The sequence below is a fragment of the Prevotella pectinovora genome (assembly GCF_041323955.1).
GTDB lineage: Bacteria > Bacteroidota > Bacteroidia > Bacteroidales > Bacteroidaceae > Prevotella > Prevotella pectinovora.
Window position 1 is genome coordinate 2,076,639 of the sequence record NZ_JBGLIV010000001.1, and the last position, 18,786, is coordinate 2,095,424.

The following is an 18,786-nucleotide window of genomic DNA, read 5'->3' on the forward strand; positions in this document are numbered from 1 at the left end:
TAATATAAGTTAAAAACTTGCCAGATTAAACAAAAAGTCTTACCTTGCAAAACGTTCAAGAAAACAACATTCTTATGCCGTTTTCTTAATTACACATAACAATGCGCTTGTGACGGAATTGGTTGACGCGATAGACTTAGGATATAGTGTCTGAGCCGAGCGGCCTATGATTTTGCCATGTCGAAGAATTCACTTATCTTAGTGTCGCAAAATAAGCAAGAGAATTCAACGATATGACATGGCGAAGATACAAATTATATCTGAGAAACTCACTCCTTTTGGAGGAATGTTTTCGGATCATGGAGCAATTTGACTCCACATTGTCATGTTCTCTCATGAGCATCTACTTCTGTGGTGGCTCATGTACCCCAGGATGTCACTACTCATTTGATGAACCATCTCTCGCTTCATCCGACAATTCGCACTTGTAGCTCAGACACTATCCTCAGAGCGATAAAGGAGCTGAAGCAAGAAAACATTTCAGACAGATTTTGGATAACGCCTACAACTTATGGGTATGATACTGCATATTGCCTCAAGTCGCATTGTGGGGGTAAGGGGATATGAGAGGATGTGTACACGCAAGAAGGACGTTGAAAGGCTTAGTTGCGGATTTGAGATTTATATATACGAAAGAGAGGAAACAGGAAGTTTTTTGAGACTTTCGCTTTGTGCTTATCTCGCCTTGCATTATCTTTGCATCATCTTCTGACAGGATAAGCTGCGGCAGCAGCCAAGAAACATTTCAACTTTAGACACAACAGAAGCAATTAATAAAAGAAAACAATGAAGATTCACTTTTCACATAAGGAAGAGTTGTGGAACTCGTGGTCGCATTTCGGTGGTGTGGTGATGGGCGTGGGCGTAGGCATCGCGTTCCTGATATTCTGTATCGGTCATCAGAACGCATGGGCTACGGCTGGCGTATCGCTATATCTCTTCGGTATGCTATGCTCGTATATAGCCTCAACGGTGTATCATGCGCTGAGCGCACGGAGCGTATGGAAAGAGAGATTGCGCAAATGGGACCATGCCGCCATCTACTGGCATATCGCAGGCAGCTACTCGCCACTGACGCTGACGGCACTGAGAGAGGACGGCGCATGGGGATGGGGACTGTTCGTGTTTATATGGACGTGTGCCATCGTGGGCACGGTGATGAGTTTCAGAAGACTGAAGGACCACAGTAATCTGGAGACGGCGTGTTTCGTGGGTATGGGATTGAGCATCCTCGTGGCTTTCAAACCACTGATAAACAATGTGAGCGAGGCTGCGGTGATATGGATTATCGCTGAGGGAGTGAGCTACATCACGGGTGCCGTGTTCTACAGTCTGAACAAGCGCAAATACATGCACAGCGTATTCCATTTCTTCGTCCTCGCCGGCAGTGTGTGCCATATCATCGCCGTTTGGGATGTATTGATGCAATACCTTTAAACCCCAAACGGTCATTAGGGCTTAATCTGTTGATGACAGATTTGGGATAAACAATAATGCGGATTGCCTTCCTGCCAACAGGATAAGCAATCCGCATTGTTTATAGTTCCAAGATTGTATTATCTATCTTATTTATTTGTTCAGTCTCCAGGTCACACCGTCCTTGGTGTCGTTCACCTCGAAGCCGGCCTCCTTGAGAGCATCGCGAATCTGGTCGCTCGTAGCCCAGTCTTTGGCAGCCTTTGCCTTGGCACGAAGGTCGAGCACCATATCCATGACCTTGCCGAAAGCCTCCTCACGGGCATCGCTGCTGTCGGCACGCTCGTCTTTGAGTCCGAGGATGTCGAAGGCGAAGGTGTGCATAGTGGAAGTAAGTTCGTCGAGACACTCGCTGCATATTGTTGCCTTATGGTCGATGAGCTTGTTGATCACGGTGCATGCCTCGAAGAGATAACTGATCACCTGTGGTGTGGCGAAATCGTCGTTCATGGCGTCGTAGCACTTCTGGCGCAGCTCCTTCACCACCTTCTCTGTCTCCGGGTCGCACTTGTCGCTCACGTTCACATGACCGAGGTCACTGATGCCGTTGAGCAGCTTCTCCAGTCCCTTCTCGCTTGCCTTCAGTGCTTCATTAGAGAAGTCAACTGTTCCGCGATAGTGTGCCGAAAGCATGAAGAAGCGGATAGTCATCGGCGAGTATGCCTGGTCGAGCAGACGGTGCTTGCCGGTGAAGAACTGCTCCAGGGTGATGAAGTTTCCGAGGCTCTTGCCCATCTTCTGTCCGTTGATGGTGAGCATGTTGTTGTGCATCCAGTATTTCACCATCTGGTCGCCCTGGCTTGCCACAGCCTGGGCTATCTCACACTCGTGGTGTGGGAACACGAGGTCCATTCCTCCGCCGTGGATGTCGAAGTGGTCGCCGAGGTATTTGCGACCCATCGCCGTACACTCGCAGTGCCATCCCGGGAATCCGTCGCTCCAAGGACTTGGCCAACGCATGATATGCTCCGGCGACGCTTTCTTCCAGAGGGCGAAGTCTGCCTGGTTGCGCTTCTCCCCCACTCCGTCGAGCTGTCGGCTCTCGTTTATCACGTCGTCGAGGTTGCGGTGTGAGAGTATGCCATACTGGTATTTCTTGTTGTATTTCTCGATGTCGAAGTATACGCTGCCGTTGCTCTCGTAAGCGAATCCGTTGTCGATGATCTGCTTCACGAGTTCCTCCTGCTCTATGATGTGGCCCGAGGCGTGTGGCTCGATGCTGGGCGGCAGCACGTTGAGCGCCTTCATGGCGTCGTGGTAGCGGTTGGTGTAATATTGTGCTATCTCCATCGGTTCGAGCTGTTCGAGGCGTGCCTTCTTCTCTATCTTGTCGTCGCCCTCGTCGGCATCATGCTCCAGATGGCCCACATCGGTGATGTTTCTTACGTAGCGCACCTTGTAGCCGAGATGCTTGAGATAGCGGAATACGAGGTCGAATGTTATAGCAGGACGAGCGTGTCCCAGATGTGGATCTCCATAAACAGTAGGTCCACAGACATACATTCCCACGTTGGGGGCATGCAATGGTTCGAACGGCACTTTCCTTCTTGTCAGAGTATTATAAATCAAAAGTCTCTGTTCCATATCATTGTGTATTTGTTGTTATAATCTTTTTTCCTTGTCTCTTGTACTGTAGCCAGACCTTCCGTCAGAAAACGAATTGACGAGTTGGCGAGTAAACAAGGATATTCTTTTATCCTCTCAAGGAACATCACCGGCCGCTGCATTGCAGAATCCGGTTCAGGGTCCTTGTTTACTTGCCAACCCGTTTACTGAGAGAGAGTTCCCAGCTATTATGTCAATCCGCGGGATATGGGCAAAGCCTTGAGGCTGCCCTCGTTCCCGAGGGTATATCTCTATTATTTTATATTGTCAAAGCCTTCGCCGAAGATACCCTGGCAGTTGGTCTGCGACACAAGTGCATTGGAGTCAATCTTCTTGATATAGTTGTATATATCCTGCGACTCATGACGGCGAGCCATCACCACGAGGAGGTTCACCTCATTCTTTGAATACCATCCCTTGCCCTCAACCACGGTAACACCGCGGCGCACGTTGTTGTTGATAACATCGGCAATCTCCTGGTATTTTCTTGATATGATGATAAACTGCACGGTCTGTCTTGCTCCGTTCACCACATAGTCGCACATATAGCTGGCAATCAGCGTGAAAGCCACACCATATACGATTGTCTCGGTGCTGTGGAAGAGCAGGTAGCTGGAAGAAATGATGGTGATATCCACAAACTGCATCGCTCTTCCGAAGCTCATGCGGAAATATTTGTTGAGCATGGCGATAACGATGTCGGTACCACCGGTAGAACCGTTGTGTGAATAGATAAGACCGAGTCCGCCACCACCGAGCACCGCTCCGATAAGAAGGTGCATGAATCTGTCTTCGCCGGCTGTGATTACAGGATGCGCAGCGAAGAATGGCTGGAAAACAGCCACTACGATAGACAATATCGTAACTCCCAACACGGTACGCACGATGAATTGTCTTGACAATGTCTTGATGGCGATGCCAAGCAAGACAAAGTTGAGGAGCCAGATTGAATATGCTGGTGGGAAATGCCATGCATAGTAAAGAAGTGCCGAGCAACCCGACACGCCTCCCATCACAAATTTCTCAGGCAAGATGAATGCTGTGTAACCAAAGGCGTACATAATCACGCCAAGGGTCAAGAACATGAAGTCCTTAATCTGTTCACGGTCAATTCGCAGTTTAGCTGCTGATGCTTTAATGCTCATCGTTAGAAAGAATTTTATTTTGTTTAAATGTGTGTAACATGGCATAAGCCGAAGGGTATCGGCAATTTCCAGTGCAAAGATATAGAGAAAAGAGATAGCGTCCAAATTAAAACAAGAAAAAAGGATGGTAGATTTTCTTCTCCGCCATCCTTTATGATTTATATAGTGTCACCGATTATATAGAGGCCACGACAGCCGTTTTCCGGGCATATAGGGAATGCTGCGCGGCATCATGCCACAATAGCTCTATACCTGAGAGAGGCGGCGCTGCCGGCGCAGCTCCTTGAGACGCTGTTGGCGATGGAAACCGCGGAGCACTCCCATACCCACCTTGGGCCAGTCAGGGATATGTTTCACAGGGCGGCGCACCATTGGGATGTCCCACAAGAGCATCAATATGGCAAAGAACAGGGCGGCGATGAGCGTCCAGCCGAACAGTATCTTGATGCTCTGCGCCATGAATCCCTGGGTGATGCTCTCCATCATAGCCGGGAAGTCGGCATGACGTGCCGACATCCTCACGCTGTCGATATAGCCGGAGCAGCGTGCAAAGCCGTCACCAACATAGTATTTCATCCCTCGGGCATGGAGCGAAGCTCCCACGAGTCCTCCCACGAACATATGGAGGACATTGAACACGGCGAGCGCCTGGAAGAAATGCTCGAACGACATTATTTCATGCAGACACCACATGAAGGCTATACACAACACGGCATAGCTGAACCCGCGCCACACCAGTGGCAGGCGGAGCTGTTCGCCCATGAAATTCTCCGACGCCACGAGAGCCACCTTTGGCATCATCTCGCTCTTGGCGAGCTTCAGCTGCTGGTCTGATGCCTGCATCTCGAGCGCCGACTGGCGTATGACGGGCGACTGCATGGCTGCAGTGTTCTGCAGGTCTGCCTCCTTGATGCCGGCATCGCCAATTCTGTCGAGGTCCACCTCCGGCTCCACCATCACGCCTTCGAGACCGAGGGTATTGCAGAGCTGATGGTTCAGGATCCTCTTCTGGTCTTCGAGTTTCCTCTTGCCGAGTTTCAGCTGCTCCATCTGCAGTTCGTAGCGCGTCACGTCGTTCTTCAGCGCCATGCCCTGCTGCTGTTTGGTATTTATGTCGGCAATGAGTTTCTCGGTGAGCGCAATGTTGCTCTCATACACCTTTATGCCGTTGTCGAGTTTATAGAGGTAGAGATACTGCCCCAGGGCGAGGAAACGCTGCTGGTTGCGTGTCTGCGCCACGGCATTCTCACTCATGCTCTTCTGGAGTTCGGCGAGTCGGATGCTGGCATCGATGGCTCCTCCGGCATACACCACCTGCTGTGCCTCAAGAGCGAAGGAGTTTCCGAAATGTGGCTGCGAGAATCCTTTTACATTCCCGAAATCACGGTCGGTCATCACCACGTTTCCGTTGTAGCTCAGCTGTAGTGAAGCACCCACATCGGGCAGCCTCTTGCTTTTTGCCTCTTCAATTCCCCGTGCTGAAACATCCACTCCGCTTTTCTGCATTCTCAGCGTCTTGCTGCCACTCTCCACCAGAGTGAACAGCTCTCCGATGGTAATCTTGCGCTGTGGCGTCTGGGCTGTGGCATGCTGTGCCATCATCATTGCGACGACGGCACAGCAAATAATTCTTCTTTTCATTAACTGATAATAATATTTCTGTGTGTATTGTAATGCGGAATGATAATGATATGCCGCACGGGCAGCGCCTCGATACGCGTGAACTTCTCAATGTGGAAGCTCAGCGCCGGATCGGTGTTAACGCTCTTTCCCAACGACATGGTGACACTGACGGAGAGGAGCGAGGACTTCAGTGTGGAGGTATTGGAATACAATGCGACACTGCTACGCGAGGCGAGTCTGCAGATGGAGCAGACTGTCTATTCCCAGTTGCGGGCGGACCGTTGCCGCACGGAATCACCTATAGTGACCAACATCATAAACGACATGTTCTCACTGCTTAAGATTTATTTCGACCAGCCTGAATGTATGTGTCTCGACCAACTCGTGCTTCTCCAGCTGAAGGCTTTCTTCGTAGGGTTCTACGACTATATCTACCGTTTTCCGCAGAAGCGCAAACCCGAAGAGGGCAGTCCGAGGGTAAGGGAACTTTTCAATCTCTTCATGATGTATCTCGAGACTCATTTCAAGGATTCGCGCGATGTGACATACTATGCCTCACTGCTGAACATCACTCCAAAATATCTCAACATTATAGCGCAGCGGATAACGGGCAACACTGTGAAGGCGCTGATAAACGAATATGTTGTTATGCAACTGAAGCTATCGCTCTGCTCCGGCAACACGTCGATGAAGATGTTGGCTGGTGAATACAATTTCAGCGATCTCTCGTTCTTCTGCCGCTATTTCAAACAACACACGGGAATGACTCCCATGCAGTTTGTCAAGAGCGAAGCGCCCAAAAGGACTTGACGCCAATACTCCCCAACGGTCATCTACCCCGTTTAGCCATAATGAACGTTTAGCCATAATGAACATCAGGGATTAGTCATAATTACCGTTAGAAGTTCAATCATGACGCCTGTTTGTGGTTCAGTTCTAATGGCCGTTTGGCTATTAGGCTGATTGGGGATGGAAAAAAAAAACGGAATACTGGCCTTTGTGGTCAATACTCCGTTTTTTTCTTTATCATTCATTAATCAGTTTCATTCCTATACCCCGCATCAGTTTCTGAACTGCAGACCGGCGCCGTTGGCATCGATAACGATAGGTTTCTCGCGGCTTACCTCCTCGGCGAGGATTTTCTTTGAGAGATCGTTGAGCACGAGGCGCTGGATGGCTCTCTTCACCGGACGTGCACCGAACTCTGGGTCGAAGCCTGCGTCGGCAAGATACTGTATTGCGGCATCGGTCACGTTGAGCGTGAAGCCCTGCGGCTCGAGCATCTTCTTCACGGCGTTCATCTGCAACGTCACTACCTGTGCTATCTCCTGCTTCGTGAGCGGCAGGAACATGATAGTCTCGTCGATACGGTTGAGGAACTCCGGACGGATGGTCTTCTTCAGCATCTCCATCACCTTCTGCTTGGTGTCGCTGATGATAGTGTGGCGGTTCTGGGCGTTGAGCTTCTCGAATTCCTGCTGTATGTACTGGCTTCCGAGGTTGGAGGTCATTATCACGATGGTGTTCTTGAAGTTTACGGTCCTTCCCTTGTTGTCGGTAAGCCTACCGTCGTCGAGCACCTGCAGCAGGATGTTGAACACGTCGGGGTGTGCCTTCTCTATCTCGTCGAAGAGTACGACGGAATATGGTTTGCGGCGCACTGCCTCGGTCAACTGTCCTCCCTCATCATAGCCTACATATCCTGGAGGTGCTCCGATGAGTCTCGACACACTGAACTTCTCTTGATATTCGCTCATGTCGATACGCGTCATCATCGTCTCGTCGTTGAAGAGGTATTCGGCGAGTGCCTTTGCCAGCTCCGTCTTACCCACACCTGTGGTGCCGAGGAAGATGAACGAGGCGATAGGTCTCTTGGGATCCTGCAGTCCGGCACGGCTACGACGCACGGCATCGCTGACGGCGGTGATTGCCTCATCCTGTCCGATTACTCTTTTGTGGAGCTCCTCTTCAAGATGCAACAGCTTCTCACGCTCGCTTTGCAGCATACGCGTCACTGGTATTCCGGTCCAACGGCTCACCACTTCTGCTATATCATCGGCAGTGACTTCCTCTCTCACCATGGCTTCAGCACCTTGTGCGTTGCGCAGCTGACTCTGTATGGCATTGATGTCCTCTTGCAGCGACTTCAGTTTGCTGTAGCGTATCTCTGCCACACGCTCATAGTTGCCTTCGCGCTCGGCACGTTCAGCCTCAATCTTCAGGTTCTCAATCTGCTGCTTGTCTTCCTGAATCTTGTTCACGAGGGCTTTCTCTCCTTCCCATTTGGCTCTATACTGCTTCTCCTGTTCTCTCAGGTCGGCAATATCCTTGTCGAGCTGATCAATCTTGGGCTGGTCGTTCTCTCGCTTTATTGCCTCGCGCTCAATCTCGAGCTGTTTCAACTTACGCGTAATCTCGTCGAGTTCCTCAGGCACGGAGTCACGCTCCATACGGAGTTTTGCTGCAGCCTCATCCATGAGGTCGATTGCCTTGTCTGGCAGGAAACGGTCGCTGATGTATCTCTCTGAGAGTTTTACGGCGGCAATACAGGCATCATCCTGTATACGCACCTTGTGGTGGTTCTCGTAGCGCTCCTTCAGTCCACGCAGGATTGAGATGGCGCTCATCTCGTCTGGCTCGTCCACCATCACAGTCTGGAATCGTCTTTCCAGAGCCTTGTCCTTCTCGAAATATTTCTGATATTCGTTGAGTGTGGTGGCTCCGATGGCCCTGAGTTCTCCACGTGCCAATGCCGGCTTCAGGATGTTTGCGGCATCCATGGCTCCCTCTCCGCCTCCGGCTCCCACGAGGGTGTGTATCTCATCGATGAAGAGGATTATGCGGCCTTCGCTCTTGGTCACCTCGTTGATTACGCTCTTGAGTCTTTCCTCAAACTCGCCCTTGTATTTGGCTCCTGCCACAAGTGCTCCCATATCGAGAGAATAGAGCTGTTTGTCTTTCAGATTCTCCGGCACGTCACCTCTGACGATACGCTCGGCGAGTCCTTCCACGATGGCTGTCTTACCGGTTCCCGGCTCACCGATGAGGATCGGGTTGTTCTTGGTACGCCGAGACAGTATCTGCAATACTCGTCTGATTTCGTCGTCACGGCCTATCACTGGGTCGAGTTTGCCGGAGCGTGCCTGCTCCACGAGGTTCTTGGCGTATTTGTCGAGACTCTGATAGTTCTCGTCGCCGCTCTGCGAGCTCACCTTCTGTCCCTGCCGTAATTCGAGAATTGCCTTGCGCATGTCGTTCTCCGTGCACCCGGCGTCTTTCAATATTCTGCCTGCCGTGGCTCCATCTGAAATGACAGCCAGGAGAATCGTCTCCACGCTGACAAACTCGTCGCCCATCTGCTTTGCAAGGCTCTGCGATTTGGCGAGCACATTGTTGGCGTCGGTAGAGAGATACGGCTGTCCGCCCTGAACTCTCGGCAGGTGTTGTATCTCCTGGTCGGCAAGGGTCTCTATCTGCTGTGCGTTGACGCCGAGCTTCTGGAAGATGAAGTTGGCTACATCACGTCCCTTGAGGAGTATTCCCTTGAGGATGTGTACAGGTTCGATAGTCTGCTGACCGTTCTGCTGCGCGGTGTTGACGGCTTGCTGCACCACCTCCTGCGCCTTGATTGTAAACTTGTCGAATGTCATATTTTTATCTCCTTTCTTTTGTTATTATTCTTTATCCTGATTCTTTTTACCTTAACATCAAACAGTCATCAGGCCGTTTGAGATAATATCCTAAAGATGTGAAATCCAAACAAGTCTTAATGACCGATTCGGGTTTTGTTCATTCTGTTCGCTACCGATAGCGCAAAGGGCATACCACGCGAAGAAGCACGACAAATCGGCAGAAGTCTCTGACTATCAGGCATAAAAAAAGCCCCGCCAACCGACAAATAGTCAGAAAGCAGGGTATATTCTACCAATCTGCAATAGGCAGACCTTTCATCTGCAAGGTTTCAGTTCTTTTGTGTCATGGCTTTGCCTTGCTGATATAAAACACCACGACCTTAGAAAAAGATAGTAAACCACCGGAAAATGGGCAACGCCCGTGCCCAATTTCGACATAAATCCATTGACCGGGACAGATCAGAATCCGTTGCCCATCATACCGCCGTTTAGCAGCAGTTGGGCGTTCTTCTCCTTGGTCTTGTCCATGATGAGGAAGAGGTCGACGAGCCACCACACTCCACATCCGCCACAGGTGAGCAGCTTGATGACACCGAGACCAACATCGCCGATATACATACGGTCGATGCCGTAGCCGCCAAGGAATATTGATATCAGCAGACTGATGGTGGGGTCTTTCATCTGCATGAAGGCGACGTTGGCGGTATTGCTGTCCATTGTCTCCAGACGGCTCTTCACCATCGGATACATGTTTGCGGGAATCTTGCTGCCGTATACCATAAGCAGCTGGTCTATCTGATTTCTGTCCATATCACAGGAGGGTTATCGGGTGAATATAATATTTTAACCCAAAACGGTCATTAGGCCGTTCAATGTAATATTTTATAACTGCTTGCAGTCTTTTGCTTTTTATAAGGCGTCTTTTGCTTGTTTTTAATGAGTAATAGCTCGCTATTACTCATTAAAAGCCAAACAAAATCCATCCTTCTAAAAAATCAAAATCCAAGCAAGCCCTAATGACCGATTTGGGTTTAAAGTTTCGCAGGCTTTCAATTTGCTTTGGCTGTAAACAAGGTGACAAGATACGAGTAGACAAGGGGGATATGTATATGGTCGTCAAATGCCAAGGATGTTTCTCACTATCATCCAGATGAAGAAGGTGATGATATAGAACCACACCACGCAGCGGTGTTCTATCACCCTGGCCAAGGCATCGCGCCTCTTGCCATGCGGCATCGCCCACTCCACTATGAAGAGCAGGGCGTATGGCAGCGAAAAGGCGAGATAATAGTTATAGCGCAGCGCCGCCATCGGTTCGCCGTGGAGCAGAGCATGCAGGAAGCGCTGTATGCCACAGGCGGGACAGCTCAGTCCGGTGATGAGTTTCATCGGACATTTGGGAGCGTAGACAGCGTTAGACGGGTCTACGAGAAACAGTCCGCCCAGGATGACCGCTGTTATACCTATTATTATATATATACGCTTGGAGTATGCCACCTGTCAGTTTTGCTCTACATCATTGCACTGCACATACCTGCCATGAAATAAAATATGAACGAAATTACATTAATCACCAATCCGGAGATAAGTCCTATCATACTCCATTTCTTGGCGTCGGCAGCTGATGCCACGGCAGCCTGATACTGACCTGCCATATAGAGTGAGTTCACCTGACTTGCCTTCACGATACCTACGATGCCGAGGGGCAGACAGCAACACAAAGTGACGAGGATGGCAAGCACCATATTGTTGTCTGGCTTTGGAGGCATGTTGCCGTTGCCGAAGCCATTCTGGAAGCCACCATTATTCTGGAAGCCGCCATTGTTCTGATAGCCGTTGTTGTTACCATAACCGTTATTATACTGCTGATTAGGCTGCTGTGGTTGATAGTTCTGATCCATAACTGATGGGTTTTAGTTGGTTTATGGGGAAATTACTCGAAACAATCTTATTGCCTCTTCAAAGGCATCCACCGCCATGACCATTCCTTTCTTTTGACTTGCGACGGTGCTCTTTCTTGTTTCTAATTACAAAAGTACATAAAAAAATGCAAAATGATTAACCCCGGACTTATTTTTTTCAATAAACAACAGAAAAACAACACAATAGAGGTCATCAGGCCGTTTGGTGGTTAGACATCAAGCAGCGGATAATCCTTTTTCAAGTCAGCGATTTTCTGCTGAGTGCGCTGCACGAAGAGCTTATGTTCTTCGCTGTCGGGATTGAAGGGTTTATGGCCGAGAGCCTCACGGATGGGGCGCCAGCGGTTGAGAAATACATTGGTGGCAGCACTGAAATATAGGGACGAAAGGCGCTCCCAGATATAGCTGACGGTCTGATCCGAGGGATGGAGCATGTCTTCCTTATAGAAGCGATAGTCGCGCAGTTCGTCGTTCACTATCTCATAGGCCGGGAAATAGCTGCAGCAGTCGTATTCACTACAGAGTTTGTCGGCAGCCAGAAGCAGTGTCGCCTTGGATAGCTGACTGCCATGGAATCCGTATTTGGCATAGCGGATGGGACTGACGGTCACTATCACCTTCAGGTCCCGACATACGCCACGGAGAATACCTATTGCCTCGGCGAGGGCATCCCGACACTGGTCGATGGTGAGTTCTTCTTCCTGAAAGAGGCGTTGCGGACGCTTCTGGCAGTTGTCCACAATCTCGCCGGTCTCTCGCAGACGATATACGTGGTTGGTGCCGAGGGTGAAGACGCACACCAGACGGTCGTAGCTGTCAGCTTGCAACGGCATGGCGAAGCGGCGCACGGTGTGCAGGATGCTCACCGGATTATACATCACGCCGTAGGGGTTCACCACGGCACGGAATTTTTCGTCGGCAAACCGGCGCCCGATATTGTCGGCGAAACAAGAGCCGACAAACAGCATCTGCTCCAATGGCTCTATGCTGAATGTCGGCTTTGGTATGTCTACTTCTGTTCTGAATATCATATCATCCAATGATTTTATCTTTGAGCCTCACTTAGCTGCGGCTCACCTGCAGACCGGTTTCGCTGAGCGTCATGTCAACGAAGCGGGCATTGGCGTTGGGACGGTTCTCATTGATTATCTTGCGGATGCGGGCTGCCGCTTCCTGATCTTTTGCCACCATATACAGATAGCCGCCGCCACCGGCTCCCGGCAGTTTGTAGCCGAGGCAGAGGTCGTCGACCATATTCGTTATCGCCCTCACACTGTCGGGATTGGTACCGCTGTCCATCGCCTGGTTCTGCGTCCAGGTCTTGCGTATCAGTCCTCCCATGCGCTGGAAATCGGCACGCTGTATGGCGTCATACATGTCGAGCGTATGGCATTTCATGTCTCTGAGCATAGCGAGTTCTCCACTGTGGTTGAGGAACATCCGTCTGACTATCTCCGAGAGGATGGTCTTTGCCGTGCGTGTGATTCCTGTGTAGTACAGCAGATGGCAAGCCTTGTATTCATTGCGGGTGAAGAGGTCGCCCGGCAACCAGCGCACCGTAGGGTTCTGGTTGAAGCCACGCTCCGTCTGCAGCAGTTTCACTCCTTCGAGCACTCCGCCGAACTGGTCTTGCCAGCCTCCACCGGTGGTGAGCATCTGCTCCAATGCCAGAGTGCGCCTGCCTATCTCTCCCTTGTCCCAGGAGAGTCCGCAGAAGTCGTTCAAGGCTCCAAGCACTGTGGCGGCGAGCACACTGCTCGTGCCCAGTCCGCTGCCGGCAGGGATGGCAGAGAGCAATGTCAGTTCTATTCCGCAACCGAATGCCATCAGCTGGTCTTTCAGCGTATTGTGCTGCTCCACGGCGTATGCCGGAAGGAATCCGGCAAGGGCGAGGGCTGCCTTGGGGATGGAGAACGGACTGCCCACGTGTCTGAAGTCAGCGAGCTGTTCGAATGTCGTTATCTGCTCAGAGGCTCCCAGGTCGATGCTCCGCAGTATGATATGCGGTTCGCTGCAGGGCCTGATGTATGTCTGCAACGGCGGCTGGCCGTTGAGTTCTATAGCGAGGTTTATCACGTTTCCGCCTTCCATCAGGCAATATGGCGGCGTATCGGTCCATCCGCCGGCGATGTCGATTCTCACCGGACTGCGTGCCCACACTATCTGGTCGGCATATACCGACATGCGTGGCTGCTGCTTCACGGCGGCCTGCGGAGCGATGAGCCCCTGACGGAGAAGGGCGAAAGCCTTCTCTTCAAATTCCGCCGAACCAGAAGTGTCGCCGCAGCGTCTCGACAGTTCTGAGCGGAACATGTTGTCGTGTATCCTCGTCAGCAGCGGAGCGGAGTCGGCAATAGGTTCCGGAGCCGGGATGCCGTAGAGGGCAAACTCCTTTGCGGCATCGCTGAGGTCCACCTGATAGAACACGCTGTGGCGATAGTTCTTTGCCACCGATGCCCAGCTCGACGCTCTGAATTCGTTGCGCTGTCTGGTGAGGCGTTCGAGGTCTGCCTCGTTAGAGATGTCGTCAGCACTGAGGCGGCGTGCCTCCTGCCAGAGAGCGAGAGCTTCATCACGTTCCTCCTCGCTGAGCTCCTGTCTGCCGTCTATCATCCAGCGCAGCAGCAGCTGCATGCCGTAGGTATCGTATACCACTGGGAATATGCGGGCAGACTGCAGGTCTTCTTTTCCGTCGATGCAGTTTATATCTATGTTGCGCTCTGCAGCCCATTGCGTGAATGGCATTCCGAGGTATTCCACTGATGGGTCGGAGAGATTGCCACGGAACTTGTCATTGAATCCATAGGGGCGCACCACGTATCCGTTCTCTTCCACCGGCACGATGTCAACACACTGTCCTGGCTGCAAATGCAGGCTCCAGTCATTCTCCGGCACTCCGGTGATGATATTCTCGCGGGTGAGAGTCCAGTTCTTGCCCACCCAACTGTTCTCTATCCAGATGTTCTGGTTCTCTGCCGTCAGCTGACAGTCTCTCTCAGCATTCTGCACGAAGAGTGAGGGATGCGGCTTGAGGGAGTGGTGCATGATTTCGCGCTGGTCGTTCACGAGGTTCTGTATGGCGAGCGTGGATGAGAGTATCTCGTGGCTCGTGCCATAATGGTAGAACTCGCCGCCCGGCAACGGGAGCACGGCGACGGTGAGGTCGGCCAGGTCACTGTCTGGCGACGTCGGTTTGTCGCCGAGGGCGCAGCCGAACTCTGAATACATGTCGTAGTTGATTATATCGCCACTTGTCAGGTCGCCATTCTTCAGCGATTTCTTCATGAGCATCTTCACAGCTTTGTCGCTGAGCAGCCAGATGCCGATGTCGGTGAGATAGAGGTGGGTGTTGAGAAGTTCGCCCAGAGTCTTCACCGATGGCTTCTGGAGCATGCATTCCATCTCTGTGGGGTTGTCGCGGCGCGACACGAAAACGCCGTGGTCTTTGGCTATCTCCGGTCCGAGCCATAGTCCGTAGCACACCACGTCTGCCTCGGGTATGTCGCCCAGGGGGTCGGTGGCACGGATATACACGTCGCCGCTCACTATCATAGTGTGAAGCGAGCGTGGCGCTGCATCCATTATCTGCTTATATAGCGGTATCTGCAACGAGAGCAGATCTTGCGACAGTCTCTGTCCGCGCTCCCATCGAAACACGGGTATCGGCGTCAGAATCTTTCCCGACGGGGCGTATGCAGGCAACCGTCGGCTCTGTCCGCCGGCATGCAGGATAAGGCGTCTGTCGGCAGAAAGCCATTCGTCGAAGGTCTTTCCGGCGGCATCGGCGGCATAAGCCTGTTGCAGCAGCCATGTGGTGCCGCCTCCCGAACCGAGTTTCTTCCCTACCGGGTCATTGGAGCAGAACCACTCCTTCCTGTCGTATCCGGTGATATCATGAAAGCAGTCCACCAAGTTTGGCGGAAGTGACAATAGTTTCTTCATCTTAGATCTATAGTTTGTCAGTTTCGGTTTCTACGCTTCTGTCTTGCCAGCCTTGCGTCTTCTGTATTCTCTATATACGAGCAGCAGGAGGATTACGACGAGCAGTGAATATCCTATATAGGCAATGGTCTCTGTGGTAGTCACCGTGGCTGGCTTGAAGGTGAGCACCACCTTGTGTTTGCCCGGTTTCACGTTGATGGCACGCAGGATATAGTTCACCCGTCCCATCTCTACCGGCTGTCCGTCAACGGTGGCTGTCCAGCCCGGATAGTACACCTCTGAGAACACCACTACTCCACCCTTGTCGGAGTTCACGTCGTAGGTCAGCTCGTTTGGCTGATATGAGGTGATGGTGACGAGCGAGTTGCCGTCCTGCTTCGTGGCGTTGCCTATCTGCCGTGCGAATTTCTTGTCTGCCACAGCCTCGTGGCGCAGGTCTATCTTCGCCATAAGATCCATCTCCTGGTTGGCATTGTCTACGAAGCTTACCTTATCCACAAACCATGCCACTCCATAGGCATAGGGGTTCATGATAGGCACTGTCTGTCCGCCGTTGAGCGGCATCACGAAATATTTGGCGTTTAGCATGCTTATCACAGGATAGATGCTGTCGCCGTTCACCTTTGTCATGTCTCCGCCGGCCTCAACGATTGCCGTCATAGCCTTCTGCATCTGCGGCTGGATATAGCGCTCTATCATCTCCTGATAGCGGCGTAGCTTGGCCGGATGGTATCCGCCGAGGCTCTTGTGGAAGTATGACGTCTCGTTCTCGCTGAAGGTATTCGACGCGAAGTTGAGCACGCGGTAGTTGCCACACTCGGTCTTGTCCTGTAGTATCTGCTTGTCGGTAGCTGTCATCTGGATAGGATTCTCGCGCACGCTCTTCTCCACGAACATTCCGTCGTTGAGATAGCGTTTGTCTATCTGCCACATGTCAACGAGACAGAGCACGCAGATGAGTCCTACCATGGCTTTGGCATTGAGTTTCCTGTATATGAAAGCCATGAGGAAGGCGCTGCCGATGAGTATGATGAAGAACGAGCGCCAGCAGTCTGCCGTAAACACGGCGATACGCATCTGGCGAAGGTTGGCGAGCAGCGGATTGAGATATTCCTGAGGTATCTGCGAGAGAGCGCGCATCTCGTTCTGCGACACGAAGTCGGAGAAGAATGCCGTAGGCATCAATGCAAAGGCGAGGGCAATTCCTGCCGTCATAAGGAAGCTGATGAGGATATAGTCGCGCTTTTTGCGGGCGAAGACTGACAGCCACGACACGAATATCGTAACCGGCAGCTTGTCGCGCATGGTGAGTTTCTCCTGCAACACTTCCGGGTGTTCTATTAATTCCTTCAGGGCGAGCATGGCGAGGAGCGGGATGGTGAACTCGGCGATGACGAGTATCGACGCCACGGTGCGGAACTTGGCATACATCGGCATATAGTCGATGAAGAAATCTGTCAGTCCCATGAAGTTATGTCCCCACGATAGCATCACGGAAAGATAGGTGGCTGCCACGAGCGCCCACTTTATAGGTCCCTTCACTATCAGGGCTCCAAGGAAGAAGAGCATCAGCACGAAGGCTCCCACATACACCGGTCCGCTGGTCATTGGCTGGTCGCCCCAGTATTGTCCGAGCTGCTGGTATACCTCCATAAACTGTGGGTCTGCCTTCTGCATCGCCGTCTCGCTCTGCGCCAATGGCACCGAGGCTCCTCCCTTGGTGTTTGGCACGAGCAGCGTCCATGTCTCGTCCACTCCGTAGCTCCACTGAGTGATGTAGTCGCGCTCCAGTCCGCTGTCGGTCTGGTTGGCTGAGCGCTGCTTCACGAGCTCGCTCTTGCCTCTCATCGACTCCTTGCTGTATTCCCAGGTGTGGTAGAGGTTGCTGAGGTTGATGCTCACTCCGATGAGGGCACCGAGGGCACACACTCCGGTGGCTTTCAGGAAGTGTGCCATCTGCTTCTTGCGGATGGCGTCAACGAGGTATGCCACTACCATGAAGAAGATGATGAAGAGATAATAGTATGTCATCTGCACGTGGTTGGCAAATATCTCAAATGCCGTGAAGAGTGCCGTGACGAAGAGTCCCCAGAGGTATTTTCCTCTGTATGCCAGCACAATACCTCCTATCATAGGCGGCAGATATGCCAGTGCCATCACCTTCCAGATATGTCCGGCAGCGATGATGATGAGGAAATAGCTGGAGAATGCCCACACCACGGAACCGAGCGCCGCAAGATAGGTCTTGAAGTTGAACGCCCTGAGCATGATATAGAATCCGAGCAGGTAGACGAAAAGATACCACACGTTTTCGGGCAGTCCCAGATGATACACGTCTACGATGTCGGTGAGCGTGGTGAGACTCTTGTATGCCGGTGAAATCTGATATGTCGGCATACCGCAGAATCCGGATCCCGTCCAGCGAGTGATGTCGCCGTCGGTGCGGTCACGATATTCCTGTGCTTCATGTCCGAGTCCTACTCCGGCTTGGGAGTCGTGGCGGAAGAGCACCTTGCCGTCGATGTCGGCAGGAAAGAAATAGGCGAAAGAAATCACTGCAAAGAGCAGCACTGCCAGCACGTCCGGCAGATATTGTTTCCAGTTTTTCATTATAGCTATAAATTGTTTATTGTCTTGTATTCGCTTGCAAATTTAGACAAAACAAATGAATTACAGGTATCGGGAAATGGAAAGTTGAACTTTGCATTGCAAAATTATATATTATGATTACCCGTTGGCTGAATTAATTTAAGTTGGTCGACATGAGCAAAAGTTGCCCATATCGCTGATTCTTAGCAAAAACGAGAATTTCTGAAAAACTGTCAGATTGTCTGGTTTTTTATCGTAATATTCTGGCAATCAGACAGTTGACTGCCAGGCAATTGTCAGCCTATTGTCTGGATGGTTTGCTGATGAAAAGAGAATTGTCAGGTGAAAAGAATTATCAGATGAAAGGAATTCAGACGACAGGAATTGTATGCGTTGGCAGAATCCTGAAAACAGGAATATGGGTGTTACAACATTAGCTTATTGGGCAGACGCCTTACAGCAAATCTGCCCAACAGGGGCAAGCACGTTGCCCATGATGGGCAAGCACGTTGCCCCACTTGGGCAAGCACGTTGCCCATTTTAACCCAAATCGGTTATTAGGGCTTGCTTGGATTTTGTTATTTTAGAAGAGTGGATTTTGTTTGGCTTTTAATGAGTAATAGCGAGCTATTGCGAATTAAAAACAAGCAAAAGACACCTTATAAAAAACAAAAGACTGCAAGCAGTTATTAAAATTACACTTTAAACGTCCTAATGACCGATTTGGGTTTAACACAAACTGACATTAGGATTAAGTATGCACTAATCTAATTCCGCCAACGGGCTATGATTACCTTTAAATAATAAGCTAAGCGGCATCTCGGGATAAGAAATGAAGGAATTCATTTCGTT

Annotated in this window: 12 protein-coding genes and 1 pseudogene; 3 read left to right on the forward strand and 10 right to left on the reverse strand. The window is 51.2% G+C overall.

Annotated elements, in window-relative coordinates; all coding sequences use genetic code 11:
• Nucleotides 1-238 precede the first annotated feature (238 nt).
• Both ACDC99_RS08200 and trhA read left to right on the forward strand, forming a co-directional pair.
• A pseudogene (locus ACDC99_RS08200) lies at nt 239-483 on the forward strand (IS1380 family transposase); the annotation flags it as partial.
• 303 nt (nt 484-786) lie between these two features.
• On the forward strand, nt 787-1,437 hold the full coding sequence (gene trhA / locus ACDC99_RS08205; protein WP_042518375.1) for a PAQR family membrane homeostasis protein TrhA: 651 nt from the start codon (nt 787-789) through the stop codon (nt 1,435-1,437).
• A 132-nt stretch (nt 1,438-1,569) separates the two neighbouring features.
• On the opposite strand, the gene cysS is transcribed toward trhA, so the two are convergent.
• The 3 genes from cysS to ACDC99_RS08220 all read right to left on the reverse strand — a co-directional run bounded on the left by cysS (nt 1,570) and on the right by ACDC99_RS08220 (nt 5,867).
• Nucleotides 1,570-3,060 (reverse strand): cysteine--tRNA ligase, encoded by a 1,491-nt coding sequence (gene cysS / locus ACDC99_RS08210; RefSeq protein ID WP_044071807.1) that lies wholly within the window; start codon nt 3,058-3,060, stop codon nt 1,570-1,572.
• A gap of 275 nt (nt 3,061-3,335) precedes the next feature.
• Nucleotides 3,336-4,226: a YitT family protein gene (locus tag ACDC99_RS08215; protein ID WP_044079767.1), complete on the reverse strand. Its 891-nt coding sequence runs from the start codon at nt 4,224-4,226 to the stop codon at nt 3,336-3,338.
• Between the two features lie 246 nt (nt 4,227-4,472).
• On the reverse strand, nt 4,473-5,867 hold the full coding sequence (locus ACDC99_RS08220) for a TolC family protein (RefSeq protein ID WP_370756548.1): 1,395 nt from the start codon (nt 5,865-5,867) through the stop codon (nt 4,473-4,475).
• Nucleotides 5,868-5,906: 39 nt separating this feature from the next.
• On the opposite strand from ACDC99_RS08220, the gene ACDC99_RS08225 reads away from it, so the two are divergent.
• Entirely contained in the window at nt 5,907-6,659 is a 753-nt protein-coding gene (locus tag ACDC99_RS08225; RefSeq protein ID WP_288763130.1) for a helix-turn-helix domain-containing protein, read from the forward strand.
• A gap of 251 nt (nt 6,660-6,910) precedes the next feature.
• On the opposite strand, the gene clpB is transcribed toward ACDC99_RS08225, so the two are convergent.
• The 7 genes from clpB to ACDC99_RS08260 form a co-directional block, all read right to left on the reverse strand.
• Nucleotides 6,911-9,499: an ATP-dependent chaperone ClpB gene (clpB, locus tag ACDC99_RS08230; protein WP_288763129.1), complete on the reverse strand. Its 2,589-nt coding sequence runs from the start codon at nt 9,497-9,499 to the stop codon at nt 6,911-6,913.
• Nucleotides 9,500-9,940: 441 nt separating this feature from the next.
• Nucleotides 9,941-10,291, reverse strand: a complete 351-nt coding sequence (locus ACDC99_RS08235) for a TM2 domain-containing protein (protein WP_022316605.1) — start codon at nt 10,289-10,291, stop codon at nt 9,941-9,943.
• Between the two features lie 306 nt (nt 10,292-10,597).
• Complete coding sequence (locus ACDC99_RS08240; protein WP_022316606.1) at nt 10,598-10,978, reverse strand: DUF2752 domain-containing protein; 381 nt, start codon at nt 10,976-10,978, stop codon at nt 10,598-10,600.
• 14 nt (nt 10,979-10,992) lie between these two features.
• Nucleotides 10,993-11,382, reverse strand: coding sequence for a CD225/dispanin family protein (locus tag ACDC99_RS08245; RefSeq protein ID WP_302962368.1), 390 nt, complete (start codon nt 11,380-11,382; stop codon nt 10,993-10,995).
• 230 nt (nt 11,383-11,612) lie between these two features.
• Nucleotides 11,613-12,434, reverse strand: coding sequence for a GSCFA domain-containing protein (locus ACDC99_RS08250; protein ID WP_042518364.1), 822 nt, complete (start codon nt 12,432-12,434; stop codon nt 11,613-11,615).
• Nucleotides 12,435-12,465: 31 nt separating this feature from the next.
• Nucleotides 12,466-15,345: a bifunctional fucokinase/fucose-1-phosphate guanylyltransferase gene (locus ACDC99_RS08255; RefSeq protein WP_370756549.1), complete on the reverse strand. Its 2,880-nt coding sequence runs from the start codon at nt 15,343-15,345 to the stop codon at nt 12,466-12,468.
• 30 nt (nt 15,346-15,375) lie between these two features.
• Complete coding sequence (locus tag ACDC99_RS08260) at nt 15,376-17,955, reverse strand: YfhO family protein (protein ID WP_370756550.1); 2,580 nt, start codon at nt 17,953-17,955, stop codon at nt 15,376-15,378.
• Between the last annotated feature and the right edge of the window lie 831 nt (nt 17,956-18,786).